Origin of the sequence: Microbacterium sp. I2 (genome assembly GCF_051364985.1) — a bacterium.
Lineage (GTDB): Bacteria > Actinomycetota > Actinomycetes > Actinomycetales > Microbacteriaceae > Microbacterium.
Genome location: NZ_JBLWIH010000001.1, coordinates 49,983 through 68,007, shown reverse-complemented (window position 1 = coordinate 68,007; position 18,025 = coordinate 49,983). Strand labels below are relative to the sequence as shown.

At 69.7% G+C, this 18,025-nt stretch carries 19 protein-coding genes; 10 read left to right on the top strand and 9 right to left on the bottom strand.

Going from position 1 to position 18,025, the window contains the following annotated elements; translation table 11 throughout:
* Nucleotides 1-19 precede the first annotated feature (19 nt).
* The gene (gene trhA / locus ACLKM7_RS00345) at nucleotides 20-763 is read right to left on the bottom strand and encodes a PAQR family membrane homeostasis protein TrhA (protein ID WP_436445022.1); all 744 of its coding nucleotides are present in this window, start codon (nucleotides 761-763) and stop codon (nucleotides 20-22) included.
* Between the two features lie 76 nt (nucleotides 764-839).
* Between trhA and ACLKM7_RS00340 the strand changes: the two genes are divergently transcribed.
* From ACLKM7_RS00340 to ACLKM7_RS00325, 4 genes are all read left to right on the top strand, one after another.
* Nucleotides 840-1,625: an isoprenyl transferase gene (locus ACLKM7_RS00340; protein ID WP_436445021.1), complete on the top strand. Its 786-nt coding sequence runs from the start codon at nucleotides 840-842 to the stop codon at nucleotides 1,623-1,625.
* 178 nt (nucleotides 1,626-1,803) lie between these two features.
* Nucleotides 1,804-2,925 carry an aminotransferase class V-fold PLP-dependent enzyme gene (locus tag ACLKM7_RS00335; RefSeq protein ID WP_436445020.1) on the top strand — a complete coding sequence of 374 codons (1,122 nt, stop codon included), beginning with the start codon at nucleotides 1,804-1,806 and terminating at the stop codon, nucleotides 2,923-2,925.
* Nucleotides 2,926-3,102: 177 nt separating this feature from the next.
* Entirely contained in the window at nucleotides 3,103-4,458 is a 1,356-nt protein-coding gene (locus tag ACLKM7_RS00330) for a PhoH family protein (protein WP_436445019.1), read from the top strand.
* A gap of 206 nt (nucleotides 4,459-4,664) precedes the next feature.
* Complete coding sequence (locus ACLKM7_RS00325) at nucleotides 4,665-5,399, top strand: hypothetical protein (RefSeq protein ID WP_436445018.1); 735 nt, start codon at nucleotides 4,665-4,667, stop codon at nucleotides 5,397-5,399.
* An 85-nt stretch (nucleotides 5,400-5,484) separates the two neighbouring features.
* Here the strand turns inward: ACLKM7_RS00325 and ACLKM7_RS00320 are convergent, their stop codons facing one another.
* From ACLKM7_RS00320 to xseA, 7 genes are all read right to left on the bottom strand, one after another.
* The gene (locus ACLKM7_RS00320) at nucleotides 5,485-6,141 is read right to left on the bottom strand and encodes a response regulator transcription factor (RefSeq protein ID WP_436445017.1); all 657 of its coding nucleotides are present in this window, start codon (nucleotides 6,139-6,141) and stop codon (nucleotides 5,485-5,487) included.
* A complete protein-coding gene (locus ACLKM7_RS00315) occupies nucleotides 6,138-7,646 on the bottom strand; it encodes an ATP-binding protein (protein WP_436445016.1) in 1,509 nt (502 codons plus the stop codon). The genes ACLKM7_RS00320 and ACLKM7_RS00315 overlap by 4 nt, the downstream gene beginning before the upstream one ends.
* Before the next feature lie 95 nt (nucleotides 7,647-7,741).
* The gene (locus ACLKM7_RS00310) at nucleotides 7,742-9,136 is read right to left on the bottom strand and encodes a class II fumarate hydratase (protein ID WP_436445015.1); all 1,395 of its coding nucleotides are present in this window, start codon (nucleotides 9,134-9,136) and stop codon (nucleotides 7,742-7,744) included.
* Between the two features lie 48 nt (nucleotides 9,137-9,184).
* A complete protein-coding gene (locus ACLKM7_RS00305; RefSeq protein ID WP_436445014.1) occupies nucleotides 9,185-9,853 on the bottom strand; it encodes a carbonic anhydrase in 669 nt (222 codons plus the stop codon).
* Nucleotides 9,850-10,497, bottom strand: a complete 648-nt coding sequence (locus ACLKM7_RS00300; protein ID WP_436445013.1) for a DUF4245 family protein — start codon at nucleotides 10,495-10,497, stop codon at nucleotides 9,850-9,852. Before ACLKM7_RS00300 ends, ACLKM7_RS00305 begins: the two co-directional genes overlap by 4 nt.
* Nucleotides 10,497-10,739 carry an exodeoxyribonuclease VII small subunit gene (locus ACLKM7_RS00295; protein WP_168910808.1) on the bottom strand — a complete coding sequence of 81 codons (243 nt, stop codon included), beginning with the start codon at nucleotides 10,737-10,739 and terminating at the stop codon, nucleotides 10,497-10,499. Before ACLKM7_RS00295 ends, ACLKM7_RS00300 begins: the two co-directional genes overlap by 1 nt.
* Before the next feature lie 10 nt (nucleotides 10,740-10,749).
* Nucleotides 10,750-12,054 (bottom strand): exodeoxyribonuclease VII large subunit, encoded by a 1,305-nt coding sequence (xseA, locus tag ACLKM7_RS00290; RefSeq protein WP_436445012.1) that lies wholly within the window; start codon nucleotides 12,052-12,054, stop codon nucleotides 10,750-10,752.
* Between the two features lie 89 nt (nucleotides 12,055-12,143).
* Here xseA and ACLKM7_RS00285 point away from each other — a divergent pair, with 89 nt between their 5' ends.
* The 4 genes from ACLKM7_RS00285 to ACLKM7_RS00270 all read left to right on the top strand — a co-directional run bounded on the left by ACLKM7_RS00285 (nucleotide 12,144) and on the right by ACLKM7_RS00270 (nucleotide 15,270).
* Nucleotides 12,144-13,184, top strand: coding sequence for a 4-hydroxy-3-methylbut-2-enyl diphosphate reductase (locus tag ACLKM7_RS00285; protein WP_436445011.1), 1,041 nt, complete (start codon nucleotides 12,144-12,146; stop codon nucleotides 13,182-13,184).
* Nucleotides 13,181-13,801: a DUF6264 family protein gene (locus tag ACLKM7_RS00280; RefSeq protein WP_436445010.1), complete on the top strand. Its 621-nt coding sequence runs from the start codon at nucleotides 13,181-13,183 to the stop codon at nucleotides 13,799-13,801. The genes ACLKM7_RS00285 and ACLKM7_RS00280 overlap by 4 nt, the downstream gene beginning before the upstream one ends.
* Before the next feature lie 189 nt (nucleotides 13,802-13,990).
* Nucleotides 13,991-14,533, top strand: coding sequence for a sigma-70 family RNA polymerase sigma factor (locus tag ACLKM7_RS00275; RefSeq protein WP_436445008.1), 543 nt, complete (start codon nucleotides 13,991-13,993; stop codon nucleotides 14,531-14,533).
* The gene (locus ACLKM7_RS00270; RefSeq protein WP_436445006.1) at nucleotides 14,530-15,270 is read left to right on the top strand and encodes a zf-HC2 domain-containing protein; all 741 of its coding nucleotides are present in this window, start codon (nucleotides 14,530-14,532) and stop codon (nucleotides 15,268-15,270) included. The genes ACLKM7_RS00275 and ACLKM7_RS00270 overlap by 4 nt, the downstream gene beginning before the upstream one ends.
* A gap of 111 nt (nucleotides 15,271-15,381) precedes the next feature.
* Here ACLKM7_RS00270 and fbaA read toward each other — a convergent pair whose 3' ends face one another.
* On the bottom strand, nucleotides 15,382-16,416 hold the full coding sequence (gene fbaA, locus ACLKM7_RS00265; protein ID WP_436445005.1) for a class II fructose-bisphosphate aldolase: 1,035 nt from the start codon (nucleotides 16,414-16,416) through the stop codon (nucleotides 15,382-15,384).
* 200 nt (nucleotides 16,417-16,616) lie between these two features.
* Here fbaA and glpX point away from each other — a divergent pair, with 200 nt between their 5' ends.
* Nucleotides 16,617-17,606, top strand: coding sequence for a class II fructose-bisphosphatase (gene glpX, locus ACLKM7_RS00260; RefSeq protein WP_436445004.1), 990 nt, complete (start codon nucleotides 16,617-16,619; stop codon nucleotides 17,604-17,606).
* Between the two features lie 194 nt (nucleotides 17,607-17,800).
* The gene (locus tag ACLKM7_RS00255; protein ID WP_168910802.1) at nucleotides 17,801-18,025 is read left to right on the top strand and encodes a UDP-N-acetylmuramyl pentapeptide phosphotransferase; all 225 of its coding nucleotides are present in this window, start codon (nucleotides 17,801-17,803) and stop codon (nucleotides 18,023-18,025) included.

Here is an 18,025-nt window from a genome sequence, read left to right as displayed (position 1 = left end):
CGCGGCATCCGCGATCTCGTCAGCCGGGCATGCCGAGCGACGGCGAGTACGGATCGAGTGCGATCAGCAGGCATGCCGTCCAGTGGCAGAGGAACGCCAGCACGGTGCACACGTGGAAGATCTCGTGGAAGCCGAAGTGTCCCGGCCACGGATTCGGGCGCTTGAGCGCGTAGACGACCGCGCCGAACGTGTAGAGCAGACCGCCGATGATGACCAGAAGCATCATGACGGCGTTGGCGTTGAAGAGGTCGACGATGTACATGATCGCCGCCCAGCCGAGCACGAGGTACAGGGCCACGTACAGCCAGCGGGGCGCGTGGAGCCAGAAGACGCGGAACAGGATGCCGAGCAAGGCGCCGCTCCACACCACCGACAGCAGCAGGATTCCCTTCTCGGGCGGCAGAGCCAGCGTCGCGATGGGCGTGTAGGTGCCGGCGATGAGCAGCAGGATGTTGGCGTGGTCGATCCGCTTCAGGATCGCCTTCGTGCGCGGCTTCCAATCGAAGCGGTGGTATATCGCCGAGCTTCCGAAGAGCAGCAGTGACGTGGTCATGAAGACCGCCGACGCCCATTTCGCCGGCTCCCCTTGCGCCGCGACGATCAGCACGATGCCGGCCACGATCGCGACCGGGAAGGTGCCGGCATGGATCCATCCCCGCCAGGTGGGCTTGAGCTCAGGAGCGGCCGCGTCCACTGCCGCGGCGTCCATGAGCGGGAGCACGGGAACCTCTGGGGCCTGCGGAAGGCGTGCGCGGCGGCTCATGATCCCAGGGTAGGGGGCGATGCATGCCCGTGTCGGCACATGGGCGGAGCACCCTCGGGCGGGGTAGCGTAGGCGTGTGGCGCGTGCTTCGTCGAATGAGGGCAGGGGACCGCTCTACCGGGTCTACATCAATCGCCTGCGCCGACGGCTCGACCCCGAGACCGTGCCGCGGCACGTGGCGATGATGATCGACGGCAACCGGCGCTGGGCCAGGCAGCTCGGCTTCGACTCAGCCTCGCACGGGCACCGGGCCGGCGCGGCGAAGATGCGCGAGTTCCTGCGCTGGTGCGACGACGTCGGCATCGGGGTGGTGTCGCTGTACCTCCTGTCCAACGACAACCTGGTCAAGCGCGATTCGCGCGAGCTCTCCGACCTCATCGAGATCATCGCCGAGCTGGCCGACGAGCTCTCGCACGAGCGGGACTGGCGAGTCAAGCACGTCGGTCGTTCCGCAGCTCTCCCCGCCGAGCTGGCGCGCGTGCTCGCCGATGCGGAGGAGCGCACACGCGACCACCCCGGACTGCACGTGAACCTCGCCGTCGGCTACGGCGGCCGGGGCGAGATCGTGGACGCGGTGCGCAGCATCATCGCCAAGCACGACCGCGAAGGCGGCTCGCTCGAGGAGCTCGCCGCGAGCCTGACCCCCGAGCAGATCGGCGAACACCTCTACACCGGCGGACAGCCCGATCCCGACCTCGTGATCCGCACCTCGGGCGAGCAACGGCTCAGCGACTTCCTGCTGTGGCAGAGTGCGCACTCGGAGTTCTACTTCGTCGAGGCCCTCGGACCCGACCTGCGCGAGGTGGACTTCCTGCGGGCGATCCGGGATTTCGCGTCACGGGACCGCCGTTTCGGCGGCTGAGCGCCCGCGTCGTTCACATTCGCAGGTTCTCCTTCGTCGAGGCCCTCGGACCCGACCTGCGCGAGGTGGACTTCCTGCGGGCGATCCGGGATTTCGCGTCATGCGACCGCCGTTTCGGCGGCTGACCCCGCGCCCGACCCGCGCGCACGCGAGCTCCCGGCTCTGCCAGAATGACGGCGTGGATCTGGACTCATATGCGGCCTCGTTCGATGGGGAGCCGGGATATCTCGACTGGGCCGCGTTCGGACCGCTCTCACCCGCGGTGCGCACCGAGGCGCAGGGCGACACCGAACTGCTCGGCTCGGGGCGGCGGAGCAGCATCGAGCTCGTGCGCGACCACGTCCGCGAGGCGCGGCAGCTCGCCGCGCAGCTGATCGGGACGACGGATGCCGCGCAGGTCGTCCTGCAGCCGTCCACGACGTACGGCCTCATGCACGCGATCTACGGTCTCGCCGGCGGGCTCATGCTGGGGCGCGGTGAGTTCCCGAGCCTCACCGTCGCCGCGACCCGGGCATCGGAGGCGCTGGGGACGATCCATGTGCAGTGGCTCGAACCGCAGGACGGCTGCATCACCCCCGACGTGGTGCGGGACGCGCTCGTGGACGAGACGCGGGCGCTCGCGGTGAGCCTCGTCGATTTCCGCACGGGCTACCGAGCGGACCTCCCGGCGCTGCGCGAAGTGCTCGGCGACCGGCTGCTCATCGTCGATGCGACGCAGGGCTTCGGGGTGGTGGATGTCGACTACACCGTCGCCGACGTCGTGTGCGCGCACGGCTACAAGTGGCTGCGCGCGGGGCGGGGCACCGGCTTCGCATGGTTCGGCGATCGGGCGCTGGAGCGGATCGCGCCGGTGCTGTCGGGATTCCACGGGGTCGACGGCGATCTGCCGGTCGACGCGGTTCCGGCGCCGTCGTCGTCGGCCCAGGCGTTCTCGGTGGCGGGCGCCGACATGCTCGCCGCCGCGCGGCTCGCGACCGCGCTGCGCGAAGTCGCCGACGTCGGCGTCGCCGCGATCGAGGCCGAGCTGGCGGCGCGCACCGCCGACGTCATGTTCTTCGCCGACCGCTACGACGTTCCCGTCGTCACGGCGCGCGAACCCGAGCGTCGCGCCGGCATCGTGACCCTCGAGCCCGCCGCACAGGATGCTGCGCCCCTGGCCGCGTCCCTCGCCAACCACGGGCTCACCGTGACGACCCGTGCCGGCCGCATCCGGGTGGCCCCGCACGTGGGCACCGGAGCAGACACGCTGCGCCTGTTCGGCGACGCACTCGCGGCATTCTCCTCTGCTCGCGTCTGGTGAGCTGAAGTTCACCAGAACGACACGATCCTGTGCGTGTCGTGCGCACCGGATGTCGGCGGGCGGACGTACGTTCATCACATCGGGCAAGGCGCCCGTTCGAGTCGGCCTTTCGGAAACGACTCGTGACCCTGGTCGACTCGTGACTGCCGGGTTCTCCACCCGGGGCGGGAGTGGGTTGTGACCACACGAGCACCACACAAGCAGCGCAGTCAGAGCCTCGAGCAGGTCGGGGGGATCGATCAGGATCTCCGCACCTACGTGCTCGACACATCGGTGCTGCTGAGCGATCCGCGGGCCTTCTTCCGCTTCGCCGAGCACAGCGTCGTGATCCCGGTCGTGGTGATCACCGAGCTGGAGGGCAAGCGACACGACCCCGAGATCGGCTACTTCGCCCGGCAGGCGCTGCGTCACCTCGACGAGCTTCGCGTCGAGCACGGCCGGCTCGACTTCCCGGTCCCGGTCGGCGCCGGCGGCACCCTCCGGGTCGAGCTGAACAACACCGACGCCACGGTGCTCCCATCAGGCATGCGCCTCGGCGACAACGACAGCCGCATCCTCGCCGTCGCGATGCACCTGGCCCAGGACGGGCAGGAGGTGACTGTCGTGTCGAAGGACCTGCCGATGCGCGTCAAGGCGGCCTCGCTCGGCATCTCCGCGGAGGAGTACCTTGCCGAGCAGGCCGTCGACTCCGGCTGGACCGGCATCGCCGAGATCGACGTGTCGGGCGACGACGTCAGCGACCTGTACGAGAGCGAGGTCGCAATCAGCGGCGACGTTCAGGGCCTGCCGGTCAACACCGGCCTGATCATCCACTCCGAGCGCGGTTCCGCGCTCGGACGCGTCGTGGGTGACAGCGAGTACCGGCTCGTGCGCGGGGATCGTGAGGTGTTCGGGTTGCACGGCCGGTCGGCGGAACAGCGCATCGCGATCGATCTGCTTTTGGACCCCGAGGTCGGGATCGTGTCGCTCGGCGGACGGGCAGGTACCGGCAAGTCGGCGCTGGCCCTCTGCGCGGGACTCGAGGCCGTTCTCGAGCGCCAGCAGCAGCGCAAGATCATCGTGTTCCGTCCGCTGTTCGCGGTCGGCGGGCAGGAGCTCGGCTACCTTCCCGGCGACCAGCAGGAGAAGATGAACCCGTGGGGCCAGGCCGTGTTCGACACGCTCGGCTCGGTGGTGTCCTCCAACGTCCTCGAAGAAGTGATCGAGCGCGGCATGCTCGAAGTGCTGCCGCTCACCCACATCCGCGGGCGCTCGCTCCACGACGCGTTCGTGATCGTGGACGAGGCGCAGTCGCTGGAGCGCAACGTCCTGCTCACGGTGCTCAGCCGCATCGGTCAGAACTCGCGTGTGGTGCTCACCCACGACGTGGGACAGCGCGACAATCTGCGGGTGGGCCGGCACGACGGCGTCGCCTCGGTGATCGAGACGCTGAAGGGCCACGGCCTCTTCGGCCACGTCACGCTGATGCGGTCGGAGCGCTCGGCCATCGCCGCGCTGGTGACCGATCTGCTGGAGGCCGGCGAGCTCGCCTGATACGTGGGAGGAGAGACGGGATCGGGATGCCACGGCATCCCGATCCCGTCGTGTTGCCGGCGGCCGTGCCATGTGGGGCGAGCAGGCATGGTGTGCGGAGTCGGGGGCGAATGAGAAGAGTCTCATGGCCTCTGGTGACCTGACCCCCGTGGGGTCTGTCACCATGGACGAGGGCGTTTTCACGCCATCGGAAGGGGAGGACGACCGTGGACGGACGGGTGGGGCTCGTGATGGGTGGCGTGTCCACCGTCGCGGCGAGCGTCGCCGTGGTGTGCGCGGTCGCCATCAGCAACTCGGCGGCTCTGGCCGATTCTGTCGGCTCCAGCGTCGCCGCAGCGAGTGTGGTCGTGCCCGCGTCGCCCTCGTCGGCTCCGACGCCTTCCGAGTCCATTTCCGGTCCCGAGACGCTCCCGGCGCCGACCCCGCTCGTGGTCGACCCGCCGCAGGCCCTTCCCGCGACATCGGTTTCCGAGGCACCCGTCACCCCTGCCGCGCCCGCCGACGCTCAGCAAGGCGTCGCCGCCGCTGCGGCCGCCGGCCGGTGGGACGACGTCCGCTCCTGGGCGAGCACGCACGGCTGGTCGACGGAGCGCATCGAAGCGTGGGTGCAGGGCCTGCAAGCCGAAGCCGAGCGCCGTCCGAATGCCCGGCCCGACCACGACCGAGGCGAGCAGGGGTCTCACGAGAAGCGGTCAGACGAGCGGCAGTCCGGGCAGGACGAGTGGGGTCAGCTCGGCGGTGACGAGCTGAGCGCCGACAGGCAGCCCGCACCCGCACCAGAGTTGGCCCCGGTCACCCCTGAACACCCCTCCTCACGTCCAGCCCATGCGGGTCCAGACTCGCATCCCGCACACGCGGGCCCCGATCACGAGCAGCGGCCAGACCGGCCGGGCTCGAACAAGGATCGATCGCGCGATTCCCCAGACAGGCGCGGTCGATAACCGGTCGGATCCCCCAATCCGGCCTTTCCCAGCCCCCGGTGTCCCCCAGCACCGGGGGCTTCCTCTTGCCCGGCGGGGGAGGGGATCACTCCCAGCGGTAGCCGGCGCCGCGGACCGTCACTATGCGGTCCGAGCCCAGCTTCCCTCGGAGGTACCGTACGTACACGTCGACGACGTTGGAGCCGGGGTCGAAATCCATGCCCCACACCCGGCTGAGGAGGAGCTCGCGGCTGAGCACCCTGCCCGGGTTGCGCAGGAACTGCTCGGCGAGGGCGAATTCGCGCGCCGAGAGGTCGACCTCCCTGCCGGCCACGGTGGCACGGCGGGCGAGGATGTCCAGGACGACGTCGCCGTGCGAGATCGCGACGCCCGGCTGCGGCACCGTCTCGCGCAGACGCGAGCGCACGCGGGCGAGGAGCTCTTCGAACACGAACGGCTTCGGAACGTAGTCGTTCGCACCCGCGTCCAGGCCCTCGACCGTGTCGCGCGTGCTCGAGCGTGCGGTCAGCATGATGACCGGCACAACCGAGCCGCGGGATCGCAGCTCGCGCAGCACCTCGAACCCGTCCATCGTGGGCAACCCGACATCCAGCAGCACGAGGTCGGCATCGCCGCGCAATGCGGCCGCGAGCGCGTCCGCACCGTCCTCGACCACCACAGTCTCGTACCCGGCGGCCTCGAGCCCGCGACTGACGAACGAGGCGATACGCGGCTCGTCCTCGACGATCAGGATCTTCGTCATCCGGAAGCCTCTCGTTGCAGGACGACATCCCCGGCTCTCACGGGCGCCGGAAGCTCCGTCTCGTGAGGGGGAAGATGGATCGTGAACGTCGCGCCGCCGCCGGGAGTGTCGGTCACCGCGCAGCGGCCGCCGTGGCCCTTCGTGATGGCCTCGACGATCGCGAGCCCGAGACCCGACCCGCCGACTGCGCGCTTACCCTGCGCGCGGTCGAAGCGGCGGAAGATGCGGTGCCGGGCAGCCGGCGGGATACCGGGGCCGTGGTCGCGCACCCACAGGTGGGCGCCGTCCGCATCCAGCGAGCTGCCGATCTCGATGGCCGTGCCTTGGGGCGTGTACTTCGCCGCGTTGTCCGCGAGCTGCAGCCACGCCTGCAACAGCCTGTCGTGGTCCCCGAGGATCGTGCCGGTGGCGTGCTCTTCCACCGTCCAGACGTGGCCGGGGATGACGGCGACCAGTTCTCCCACGCGGGCGGTCAGGCCGGCGAGGTCGACTTCGGCGGCCGCATAGGTGTCGGCCTCGGCCGTGGCGAGCCGGTCGATGTCTTCGACCAGACGGGCGAGCCGGTCGAGCTCGGCGATGCCGATCTCGCGGGCAGCCGACACATCGGACGCGTCGCGGGGATTCATCAGCTCGAGGTGCCCGCGTACGATCGTGATCGGCGTCTTCAGCTCGTGCCGGACGTCGTCGAGCAGCTGACGCTGGACGTCGACCGATCCCTCCAGCCGATCGAGCATCGAGTTCACCGTCCTCGACAGGTCGGCGATGTCGTCGTTGCCCTGCGGCGACAATCGCAGCGACAGGTCCGTGATCGAGATCGCATCCGCCGTCTCGCGCAGGTGCCGGATCGGCGACAGCAGCCGCCCGGTCACGAACCAGCCCACGACGGCGATGGCCGCCAGCACCGCGATCGCCGCGATGATGTAGGTCAGCATCGCGATCGTCACGGGCTCGAGTTCGGCGCCCAGGTCTATCGCCCGCACGTAGAGCCCCTGCTGCGGGTCGCCGGGCATCGTCACCGGGATCGCGATGTAGCGCAGCGACCCCTGGTCGGTGACTGCGGTGCCCTTATGGGCCTCTCCGTCCTGCGTCTCGGCCAGGATGCGATCGATGAATGCCTGGTTGTCCGAGACGTCGAAGCCCGAGAGGGTCGCAGGAATCCAGCGTGGTGCGCCGTCGAGGAGGGCCAGCGACGCCTCGTTGCGCGCCGGGGCGAGCTGAGCGACCACCGCGTTGAGGTATCCGTCGACGGTGTCGTAGTCGTCGACGTCGACCTCGGCCGTCGCCTCTTCGGCGCCGGAGCCCGTCTCTCCGGCACTGTCGCGTTCGGCGAGCCCCTGCAGGAACTGCACCTGGTTCTTCAGCCGGTCGTCCACGCTCTGCACGACCTGTTCGCGCTGCACCCAGAACGTCACGCTCCCCACGATCGCAAGGCCCACGCAGGCCACCGCGAGGATCGCCGCGAGGATCCTGACGCGTGCGGGAATGGGACGGGCGGTTCGGGCCACGTCCCGATTATCCCGCCGCAGACGCGATTGCGGCACCGGGGGCGGATCCGCCGCGCGCGGCGGCGTTTCCATGAGCATCGTCGTGGGCGTGCCGTTCAGCCCGGGTGGGTCATCGAGAGCAGGTCGAGCTTCTCGTCGAGCTGCTCGAGAGTCACCTCGCCGCGCTCGACGAAGCCCAGGTCGATGACAGCTTCGCGGACGGTGATGCCCTTCGAGACGGAGTGCTTCGCGATCTTGGCCGCAGCCTCGTATCCGATGAGCTTGTTGAGCGGGGTCACGATCGACGGCGACATCCCCGCGTAGGCGGCCGCGCGCTCGACGTTGGCCTGGAGTCCGTCGATCGTCTTGTCTGCGAGCAGGCGCGAGGCGTTGGCGAGCAGCTGGATCGACTCGAGCACAGCGGTGCCCATGACGGGAATGGCGACGTTGAGCTCGAAGGCGCCCGAAGCGCCGGCCCACGCGACGGTCGCGTCGTTGCCGATCACACGCGCGCACACCATGAGGGTGGCCTCGGGAACGACGGGGTTCACCTTGCCCGGCATGATGGACGATCCTGGCTGAAGGTCGGGGATGTGAAGCTCGCCGAGACCGGTGTTCGGACCGGAGCCCATCCACCGCAGGTCGTTGTTGATCTTCGTCAGCGACACCGCGATGGTGCGGAGGGCGCCGGACGCCTCGACCAGGCCGTCACGGTTGGCCTGCGCTTCGAAGTGGTCCTTCGCCTCGGTGATCGGCAGTTCGGTGTCGGCCACGATGAGCTCGATGACCCGTTGCGGGAAGCCGAGCGGCGTGTTGATGCCGGTGCCGACCGCGGTGCCGCCCAGCGGAACCTCGGCGACACGGGGCAGCACGGCCTGCACCCGCTCGATGCCGAGGCGGATCTGACGGGCGTAGCCCCCGAACTCCTGTCCGAGGGTCACGGGCGTGGCGTCCATCAGGTGCGTGCGACCGGACTTGACGACACTCTTCCAGGCCTCGGCCTTCGCCTCGAGGGCGACCGCGAGGTGGTCCAGCGCCGGGATGAGGTCGTCGATGAGCTCCTGGGTGACGGCGATGTGCACCGAGGTGGGGAAGACGTCGTTCGACGACTGGGACGCGTTGACGTGGTCGTTGGGGTGCACGAGCGAGCCGAGCGACTGGGTCGCCAGCGTCGCGAGCACCTCGTTCATGTTCATGTTCGACGAGGTGCCGCTGCCGGTCTGGTAGACATCGATCGGGAACTGGTCGGCGAATTCGCCCGCGATGATGCGGTCGGCGGCGCCCGCGATCGCGTCGGCGATGCGGGGATCCAGCGTCCCGAGCTCCTTGTTGGCGAGGGCCGCCGCCTTCTTGATGCGCGCGAGTGCGACGATCTGCGCCGGCTCCAGCGGGTCGCCCGAGATCGGGAAGTTCTCCACCGCGCGCTGCGTCTGCGCGGCGTAGAGCGCGTCCTTGGGGACGCGGACCTCGCCCATGGTGTCGTGCTCGATGCGGTACTCGATGTCGGTCACGTCGTTGTTCCTCACGTTTCGTACGGTGCGGGAGAGGGAAGAGTCGGGTCAGGCCGGTTCGGCGATGCCGACGACCACGTCGGGAACCGCGGCGCCTTCGGCCAGGCGGTAGTTCGCGCCCACGATCGCCAGGCGGCCCTCGGCCACGGCGTCGCTGATCAGCTCCGATGAGTGCAGCAGCTCGCCCACGGTGTCGCGCAGGTGCTCGCGGCCGACCTCTTCGGCGTCGATGTGATCCGTCGGGGCGCCATGGTCTTTCGCGGCGCGCTGCACGCGGCGCACCGCGGGCACGATGGGGGAGATCAGACGCCAGATGTGCGGCGGCAGGGGCGCGGCATCCGGGTCCGTGCTGTCGATGGCGGCGCGGACCGCCCCGCACTCGTCGTGCCCGAGGACGACGATCAGCGGAACCTCCAGGACGGCCACGGCGTACTCGAGACTGCCGATCACGGAGTCGGAGATGACCTGCCCGGCGTTGCGGACGACGAACAGATCGCCGAGTCCCTTGTCGAAGATGATCTCGGCTGCGAGGCGAGAATCGGAGCAGCCGAACAGGGCCGCCCGGGGGCGCTGCCCGCTCGCCAGATCGTGGCGCCGGTCGACGTCCTGCCGGGGGTGGTGCGGCTCACCGGCGACGAATCGGGCGTTGCCGCGCTGCATCTCGCGCCAGGCCTTCGCGGGTGTGGTCTCGGCCCCGGGCATCGACGGTGCGGTCATTCCGATTCCTCTCGCAGAGCGGCCACTTCGGCGGCGACGGCGGCGGCGACCTCCTGGAGTGCGTCGTCGTCGGCCGTGCCGTAGATCAGGACGGTGTCGGCACCCGCAGGGGCTGCGAGGGCGACCGAGAGGTTGCCGTTGCGTGACGGGTCGAGCTCGTAGCGGTCCCACGCGATCCCGCCGATGGTCACAGTGTCGACCGGCGCGGCACCGGCGAGAACGCGCGCGGGCCAGGCCTCGTCGGCGTCGAAGCCCTGGGAGGCGCGCAGGAACCCGGGCTGGTTCTCGTCTGCGGGCGCCAGCACGATGGTCCACGCCCGGGATGAGCCCTCGTCCTCGACGGCGGCGCTGTTGACGATCCAGTCGTCCGAGAGCTCGGGCGCGATCAGCTCGCGGCCCTCGGCGTTCCCGGCGCGTTCGGCGACCGCGGCGATGTCGATCGGCTCCCGTTCGGGCGGTGTGCCCCGCGGGACGGCGAAGATGATCACCGCGACCACCGCGAGCGTCACCAGCAGCGCCGCGACCAGATTGCGCGTGTTCTGGCTCGATCGGTAGACCCGTGAGGACTCGGCCTTGCGGGCGGCGGTCTCATCGGGAGTCTCGGGGCGGCCGAGCTCGGCGACGACACGGGGATCGCGCGCCATCACGCCTCGCCGCCCTCGTCGCGCGCGGTCGATGCGCGTGCGGCCTCGAGTCGGCGCTTGGCGCCGAGCAGCCATTCCTCGCAACGTGCCGCGAGAGCCTCGCCGCGCTCCCACAGAGCCAGCGAATGCTCGAGCGTCGGCGATCCCTGCTCGAGTTCGGCGACCACGCGCACGAGTTCGTCGCGGGCCTGCTCGAACGAAAGCGACGCGACGTCGGTAGGCGCGCCGCTGGTCTCGGTCATGGCTTCCATCCTACGTCGGCGCCCCGGAAGCCCCGTCGCCAGGGTCCTCCTCGATCGGCCCTTCGGATCGTGCCGCGAACGATCCCCGGCCCACCGTCACGAGAACGGCGGTGGATGCCGGAGCCTGAGCGGCGTCGCGCACGATGACGCCGTCGGCCAGATGCGCGATGGCATAGCCGCGCGCGAGCGTCGACGCGGGGGAGAGGGCACGCAGGGTCGCGCGCAACTCTGCCGTGCGGCGCCCCTGCACGTCCAGCGCGCGGTCGACCCGCTCCCGGCCGCGTGCGGCGAGCAGCTCGATCTCGTGAGCGCGCGAGGTCAGCAGCGACTCCGGGGCTCGCAGCACCGGCCGCGAGCGCAGCTGCTCGAGTTGCGCGATGTCGTGGGTGAGCCGCTGTGTCAAGCGCGAGGTCAGCCGTGAGCGCAGCTGTGCCACGATCGCGCGCTGCTCGGCGACATCCGGGACCACACGCTTGGCTGCATCCGTCGGCGTCGAGGCGCGCAGGTCCGCGACGTCGTCCAGGAGGGGGTGGTCGTTCTCGTGTCCGATCGCACTCACGACGGGAGTGGTCGCGGCGGCGACGGCACGCACCAGGCGCTCGTCGCTGAAGCCCAGGAGCGTCTGCGGGTCGCCGCCGCCGCGGGCGATGACGATCACATCCACCTCGGGGGCTGCGTCGAGGGCCTTCAGTGCGGCGATCGTCTCGGGCACGCAGCGGTCGCCCTGCACGGCGGCGTATTTGGTGCGGAAGCGCACCTGCGGCCAGCGGAGCTCGGCATTGCGGTGCACGTCCTTCTCGGCATCCGAGTTCTCTCCGGTGATGAGGCCGATGACGTGAGGGAGGAACGGGATCCGCTTCTTGCGAGCCGGGTCGAACAGCCCCTCGGAGCGCAGCTGCACCCGCAGGCGCTCGAGCCGCTCCAGCTGGTCGCCGAGCCCGACGTGGCGCATGGCGGAGACCCCGAAGCTGAAGTCGCCGGTCTTGCTGAAGTAGTCCGCCTTGACGCAGGCGATGACGTGATCTCCGACTTTGAGGTCATCGGGCAGCCGTTCGCGCGTGGACGACCAGATGCGGAACGAGATGGTCGCATCGGTGGCCAGGTCCTTGAGGCGGCCGAAGACGTTGCCGCCCCGCTGGTTCCACGCCGTGATCTCGCCCTCGACCCAGACCGAGCCCCAGTTCTGGATGAAGCCGCGGATCGTGTCGTTCAGCCGAGCCACCGACGTCGGCGCCTGAGGTGTGGAGTCCCGCGGTCGGACCGAGTCCGCGGGCGGCGGCTCGCCGGGGATCGTGGCGGGCTGGAACGTGGTCATGCGGTCCTCTCACTCACAGGTCCCGTCCACGGGGCCGCCCGTAGACTCGTGGGGTGAGCACCGGCACCTTGGGTACGAGATCTGTGAGCATGCCCGTCCCGCGAATCCCGCGGCGGCGCGAACCGCTCCAGGATAACGCCGTCCCCGGACACAAGCGGGTGCTGCTGGCTTCGCCTCGTGGTTACTGCGCGGGGGTGGATCGTGCGGTCATCGCCGTCGAGAAGGCGCTCGAGCGCTTCGGCGCCCCGGTGTACGTGCGCAAGCAGATCGTTCACAACATCCATGTGGTCACCGAGCTCGAGGGCAAGGGGGCGATTTTCGTCGAAGAGGTCGACGAGGTGCCCGAGGGAGCGCACGTCGTCTTCAGCGCGCACGGGGTCTCGCCGGCGGTCGTGAACGCGGCATCCGATCGGGGTCTGCTCGCCATCGACGCGACGTGCCCGCTCGTAACCAAGGTGCACCGCGAGGCGGTGCGGTTCGCACGCGACGACTTCGAGATCCTGCTCATCGGCCATGAAGGCCACGAAGAGGTCGAGGGCACGGCGGGCGAGGCACCCGATCATGTCACGATCGTCAACTCGCCCGACGAGGCCGACACGATCGAGGTGCGCGATCCGTCGAAGGTCGTGTGGCTGTCGCAGACGACGCTCTCGGTCGATGAGACCATGGAGACCGTCCGCCGCCTGCGCGAGCGGTTCCCGCACCTGCAGGACCCGCCGTCGGACGACATCTGCTACGCCACGCAGAACCGCCAGGTTGCGATCAAGAAGGTCGCGAAAGACGCCGATCTGGTGATCGTCGTCGGTTCGGCCAACTCGTCCAACAGCGTTCGGCTCGTCGAGGTCGCGCTCGAGTACGGTGCGAAGGCCGCGTACCGAGTCGACTACGCCGACGAGATCGAGCAGGCGTGGCTCGAGGGTGTCGAGACGGTCGGCGTGACCAGCGGCGCGTCGGTGCCCGACGTCCTGGTGCAGGAGGTGCTGCGCGACCTGTCCGGCGCCGGCTTCCGCGACGTCGAAGAAGTGCGCACCGCCGAAGAGGACCTGCAGTTCTCGCTCCCCAAGGAGCTGCGGACGGATGCCTCGGGCAAGCGTGACGACCGGGCCCTGGGCGGGCGGGCCCGCGCGTGACCGACGCGGCTGTTCCCGAGCCGAGCCCTGGCGGTGCTGAATCATCGCGGCCCCGGCCGCACAGTGCTGAATCATCGCGGCCCCGGCCGCAATATGGCGAGTACGCCACGCCCGAGGAGCAGCGGGCGCGGATCCGGCAGCCCGACGTGACCGTCGCCCTCGACGCCGGGCGCGTCGTCGAGCAGGCCGCCCCGGTGGGGGCGCCCGCGGTAGCCGCACCGAGTGCAGACGTGGTGCCGACGCGGCGGCGCGCGGTCGATCGCATCGTCACGTTCGCCCTGCTCGCGTATGGGCTGGTCAACGTCATCTCGTCGTTCCCGGCGTTCCTGGACTACTCCGCATACGCGGACACGATGTTCACTGTCCTCGGTGTCGAGGCCGAGCTGTCGGATCCGGCCTCGGGGCGCCCGTGGGGCATTGCGGCAGCGCTGCTGCTGACCGTCGGCTGGCTCGCGACGGCCGCGGTCTCGTGGTGGAGCGTGAGCAAGGGGCGGCTGACGTGGTGGATCCCGCTGGTCGCCGGCGTGCTGTTCACCTTCCTCGCGGGCGTGCTCATGGTGATTCCCCTGATGAACGACCCGGCCGCGTGGGAAGCCCTCCTCGGCACACTGCGCTGACACCATCGACGAGGATGTCCCCGACGCCGACGGGGCAGCCGGCGATCTCCCACACCGACGCTGGAGCGAGGTGCGGCGGGGTCGCGAACATGGCGCGCAAGAGGTCCATACTCTGATCACGAGGCGTGCGAATCCAGGTGCGGATGAACCCCGCACGCGCGGGCCTCGTGTCTCCTGCGGGAGGTGAGGATGAGACGCGAACGCGCGACGGAGGACGCCGCGGACGGGCCCGCGGATGATGCCGTGCGTCTGGCCGCGCTGTACGACGCGCACGCAGCGCCCGTGTGGAGATACGTCGTGCATCTCACGGGCGATCGTGCCGGCGCGGACGACGTCGTGCAGGAGACGCTGCTGCGCGCGTGGCGCACGCCGAAGATCCTCGCGGACGAACCGTCGGCCGCGCGGTCGTGGATGTTCACGGTCGCCCGCCACCTGGTGATCGACGAGGTGCGCAGTGCGCGGCGCCGACGTGAGATCGACGTGCCCGAGATGCCCGAGCGGGCGTCGGCCGACGCGACCGACGCGCTGTTCGAAGCGATCCTCATCGAGGAGGCCCTGGCCGCGCTGTCGCCCGAGCATCGTGCGGTCGTGGTGCGCGCGTACTACGGCGGCCTCACGATCGCCGAGATGTCGGCCGAGCTGGAGATCCCGGAGGGCACTGTGAAGTCACGACTGCACTACGGGCTGCGGGCGTTGCGGCTCGCGCTGCAGGAGAGGGGGGTGACGCGATGAACCCGGGACACGCTGAGGTCGCGGAGTGGGACGCCGCATACGTGCTCGGAGCGCTCAGCCCTTCGGACCGGCGACGCTACGAAGCGCACCTCGAGGAGTGCCCGATCTGCCGCGCGGCGATCGGGGAGCTGGCGCCGACGCTGGGGCTTCTCGGCCGGATCACACCCGAACGAGCCGACGCGATGCTCACGGCGGGTGTGCCCGACGGCGGCCCCGATCCGCGGCGCCGCGACGAGCTGATCTCGCTCGGGCGGGAGCGGCCGAGCACATCGCGTCCACCGCGCAGACGGCGCGGATGGGCGTGGACCGGAGGCATCGTCGCGGTCGCCGGGGTGGCGGCGGCGATCGTGATCGCGGTGACGCTGGTCATCGCGCCGGGGTTTCGCAGCATCGAGGTGGTGGCGCTGGATCCTGTCGTGGATGTGCCGTGGACGGCGACAGTGGAGCTGTCGGATGCCGCGTGGGGAACCCGCCTCGAGATGGAGTGCCGGTACGCGGGGGATGCCGGCGGCGAGGGGGAGAGCAGCAAGAGCTGGCCTTATGCGCTGGTCGTCATCGACGCCGAGGGCACCGCGACGCAGCTTTCGACGTGGCGCGCACGGCCGGGCACGACGGCGCGGCTGAGCGCGGCGACCGCGCTCGACGCTGGAGACATCGTGGCGATCGAGATCCGTGCGCTCGACGACGACAGCGTGCTGATGCGCAGCGATCTCGACGGAGCGCCGGACCGCGGGTGATTCCGACCCGGCGGCGCCACGCAGCAGACGAGTGCCTGCCGGCTGGAAACGACGGATGCCGCGGCACCTGGCCCTTCAGGGGCTCGGTGGCGCGGCATCCGTTCTTCTGAGTCAGTTCGCGGCGAGGCTCTTGCCGTGCGAGCCCAGCTGCTTCGTCGCCTCGACGACGCGGACGGCCATCGCCGACTCGGCGATCTTGCCCCACGCGCGCGGGTCGTACTGCTTCTTGTTGCCGACCTCGCCGTCGACCTTCAGCACGCCGTCGTAATTCGAGAACATGTAGCCGGCGATCGAGCGGGTGAAGGCGTACTGCGTGTCGGTGTCGATGTTCATCTTCACGACGCCGTTGGCCACCGCGAGCGCGATCTCGTCGTCAGTCGAGCCGCTGCCGCCGTGGAAGACGAGGTCGAGAGGCTTGGGTCCGGTTCCGAACTTGGCAGCGATGCCCTCCTGGATCTCGCCGAGCAGTTCGGGACGCAGCTTGACGTTGCCGGGCTTGTAGACGCCGTGCACGTTGCCGAAGGTAAGGGCTGAGATGTAGCGGCCGTTCTCGCCGAGACCGAGCGCCTCGACCGCCTTCGTGACGTCGGCGACGGTCGTGTACAGTGCGTCGTTCGAGCCCTCGTGCTGGACGCCGTCCTCTTCGCCGCCAACGACGCCGATCTCGACCTCGAGGATGCCGTTGATGTTGCGGAGGCGGGGGAGCAGCTCCTTGGCGATCTCGATGTTCTCGTCGAGGGGCACGGCCGAGCCGTCCCACATGTGCGACTGGAAGATCGGGTTGCGACCGGCCTTGACCTCTTCCTCCGACGCCTCGATGAGGGGCAGCACGAAGCCGGGGAGGGCCTCCTTGGGGCAGTGGTCGGTGTGCAGAGCGACCGTGATCGGGTAGTTCTTGGCGACCTCGGTGGCGAACTTCGCGAACGCGAGGGCGCCGGCTGCCCGGGCCTTGACGGTGTGGCCGGCGAAGTAATCCGCGCCGCCGGTGGTGACCTGGAGGATGCCGTCGGATCCTGCTTCGGTCAGCCCCTGGAGGACCGCGTTGATGGTCTGCGAGCTCGAGACGTTGATGGCGGGATACGCGAAGCCACCGGCCTTCGCGCGGTCCAGCATGTCGGCGTACTGCTCCGGGGTGGCGACGGGCATGAGTGCTCCCTAGTTCTGTTTCTATCGGGACGAGCTTCACGAAGAAGCCTAGCGAAGCCGGGGTCACCGGACCGGCCGCCGGTGTGTGAAGTGGGCGCGGAGTCGGCGGTCCTGTCATCCGCGAAAGAAGTGCGATTCCTTCGTCGCGTGCGGGCCGAAAGCTCGAGTCGTGCGGGTGCATGCTGGCTAGGCTGACCGACATGGTGAGCCTGACCGCGGACATGAGTCCCCTGCAACCCGACCGCAACCTCGCTCTCGAGCTGGTCCGTGCCACGGAGGCGGCAGCGATCCGGGCCGTCCCGTTCATCGGCCGGGGTGACAAGGAGGCCGCGGACGGTGCGGCCGTCGACGCGATGCGGGCGTTCTTCACCACGGTCAACTTCGACGGCACGATCGTCATCGGCGAGGGCGAGAAGGACGAGGCGCCCATGCTCTTCAACGGGGAGCGTGTCGGCAACGGTCGCGGGCCGCAGGCCGATGTTGCGGTGGATCCGATCGACGGCACATCGCTGACGGCGGCCGGTCGCAACAACGCGCTGTCGGTGATCGCCGTCTCGGACCACGGCACGATGCTGGACGCCTCGAGCGTGTTCTACATGGACAAGCTGGTGACAGGTCCCGCTGGCGTGGGGGTCGTCGATATTCGGCTGCCCATCGGCGAGAACATCCGGAGGCTGGCGAAGGCCCTCGGCAAGCCCGTCGACGAGATCGTCGTCTCAGTGCTGCACCGTCCGCGCCACGAGAAGCTGATCGCCGAGATCCGTGAGGCGGGAGCCGGCACGCGTCTCATGAGCGACGGCGACGTGGCCGGCGGCATCAACGCGGCGCGCCACAACGCGCGTACCGACATGTGCGTCGGCATCGGTGGCAGCCCGGAGGGGATCGTGACGGCATGCGCGATCAAGGCGCTCGGCGGGCACATCCAGGGACGCCTGTGGCCGCGGGACGACGACGAGAAGCAGAAGGGCATCGACGCCGGCCTCAAGCTGGACGGCACCGTCTATGAAGCGGACGAGCTCGTGCGGGGGAGCAACACGATCTTCGTCGCGACGGGAGTGACCGACGGCCAGCTGGTGGCAGGGGTGCGTCGCGAGGGCGGGTACGTCTACACCGAGAGTGTGGTGCTGCGCGGGGCGTCCGGCACACTGCGCCGGATCACATCGGAACACCTCATCTCGAAGTGGCTCTGACCCGGCGCAGTCTTGCGGACGTCGGGCGACGCGCATGTGAGGACCCTCATGGGACTGCCGTGTTTCATGGGACTGTGGGGACTCATGGGACCGGTGTGACCGTTTCGTGACGCTGATGCGGAGGGATGTCTGGCAGAATCGGAGACGTGTCGAGGGGGACACTTCGTTGTTTCCCAGTCCGTAGGGGGTTGTCGATGTCTGCAACGGTGGGCAAGTCCTCGCCCCAGACCGGCGCTCATGCCGTCGTTCAGAACGCGGTCGTGAAGAACGCCGTGGATCCCGCCCGGCGTCCTGACGTGCTCCTGCGCGTGCGGCGCGAAGAGGGTCACGAGCTCAGCGCGTGGTGGATGGTCGGCGCGTTCGTCGGCGTCTCGGCCGCGGTGATCGTCCTGCTCAGCTTCGTCCCCGGCGGCGCCTGA

What these genes read in the sequence shown, in the direction of transcription:
- trhA (WP_436445022.1), bottom strand. Translation starts at nt 763, where the DNA reads ATGAGCCGCCGCGCACGCCTTCCGCAGGCCCCAGAGGTTCCCGTGCTC.
- ACLKM7_RS00320 (WP_436445017.1), bottom strand. Translation starts at nt 6,141, where the DNA reads ATGACGAAGATCCTGATCGTCGAGGACGAGCCGCGTATCGCCTCGTTC.
- ACLKM7_RS00305 (WP_436445014.1), bottom strand. Translation starts at nt 9,853, where the DNA reads ATGACCGCACCGTCGATGCCCGGGGCCGAGACCACACCCGCGAAGGCC.
- ACLKM7_RS00300 (WP_436445013.1), bottom strand. Translation starts at nt 10,497, where the DNA reads ATGGCGCGCGATCCCCGTGTCGTCGCCGAGCTCGGCCGCCCCGAGACT.
- ACLKM7_RS00295 (WP_168910808.1), bottom strand. Translation starts at nt 10,739, where the DNA reads ATGACCGAGACCAGCGGCGCGCCTACCGACGTCGCGTCGCTTTCGTTC.
- xseA (WP_436445012.1), bottom strand. Translation starts at nt 12,054, where the DNA reads ATGACCACGTTCCAGCCCGCCACGATCCCCGGCGAGCCGCCGCCCGCG.
- ACLKM7_RS00285 (WP_436445011.1), top strand. Translation starts at nt 12,144, where the DNA reads ATGCCCGTCCCGCGAATCCCGCGGCGGCGCGAACCGCTCCAGGATAAC.
- ACLKM7_RS00275 (WP_436445008.1), top strand. Translation starts at nt 13,991, where the DNA reads ATGAGACGCGAACGCGCGACGGAGGACGCCGCGGACGGGCCCGCGGAT.
- ACLKM7_RS00270 (WP_436445006.1), top strand. Translation starts at nt 14,530, where the DNA reads ATGAACCCGGGACACGCTGAGGTCGCGGAGTGGGACGCCGCATACGTG.
- fbaA (WP_436445005.1), bottom strand. Translation starts at nt 16,416, where the DNA reads ATGCCCGTCGCCACCCCGGAGCAGTACGCCGACATGCTGGACCGCGCG.
- glpX (WP_436445004.1), top strand. Translation starts at nt 16,617, where the DNA reads ATGGTGAGCCTGACCGCGGACATGAGTCCCCTGCAACCCGACCGCAAC.
- ACLKM7_RS00255 (WP_168910802.1), top strand. Translation starts at nt 17,801, where the DNA reads ATGTCTGCAACGGTGGGCAAGTCCTCGCCCCAGACCGGCGCTCATGCC.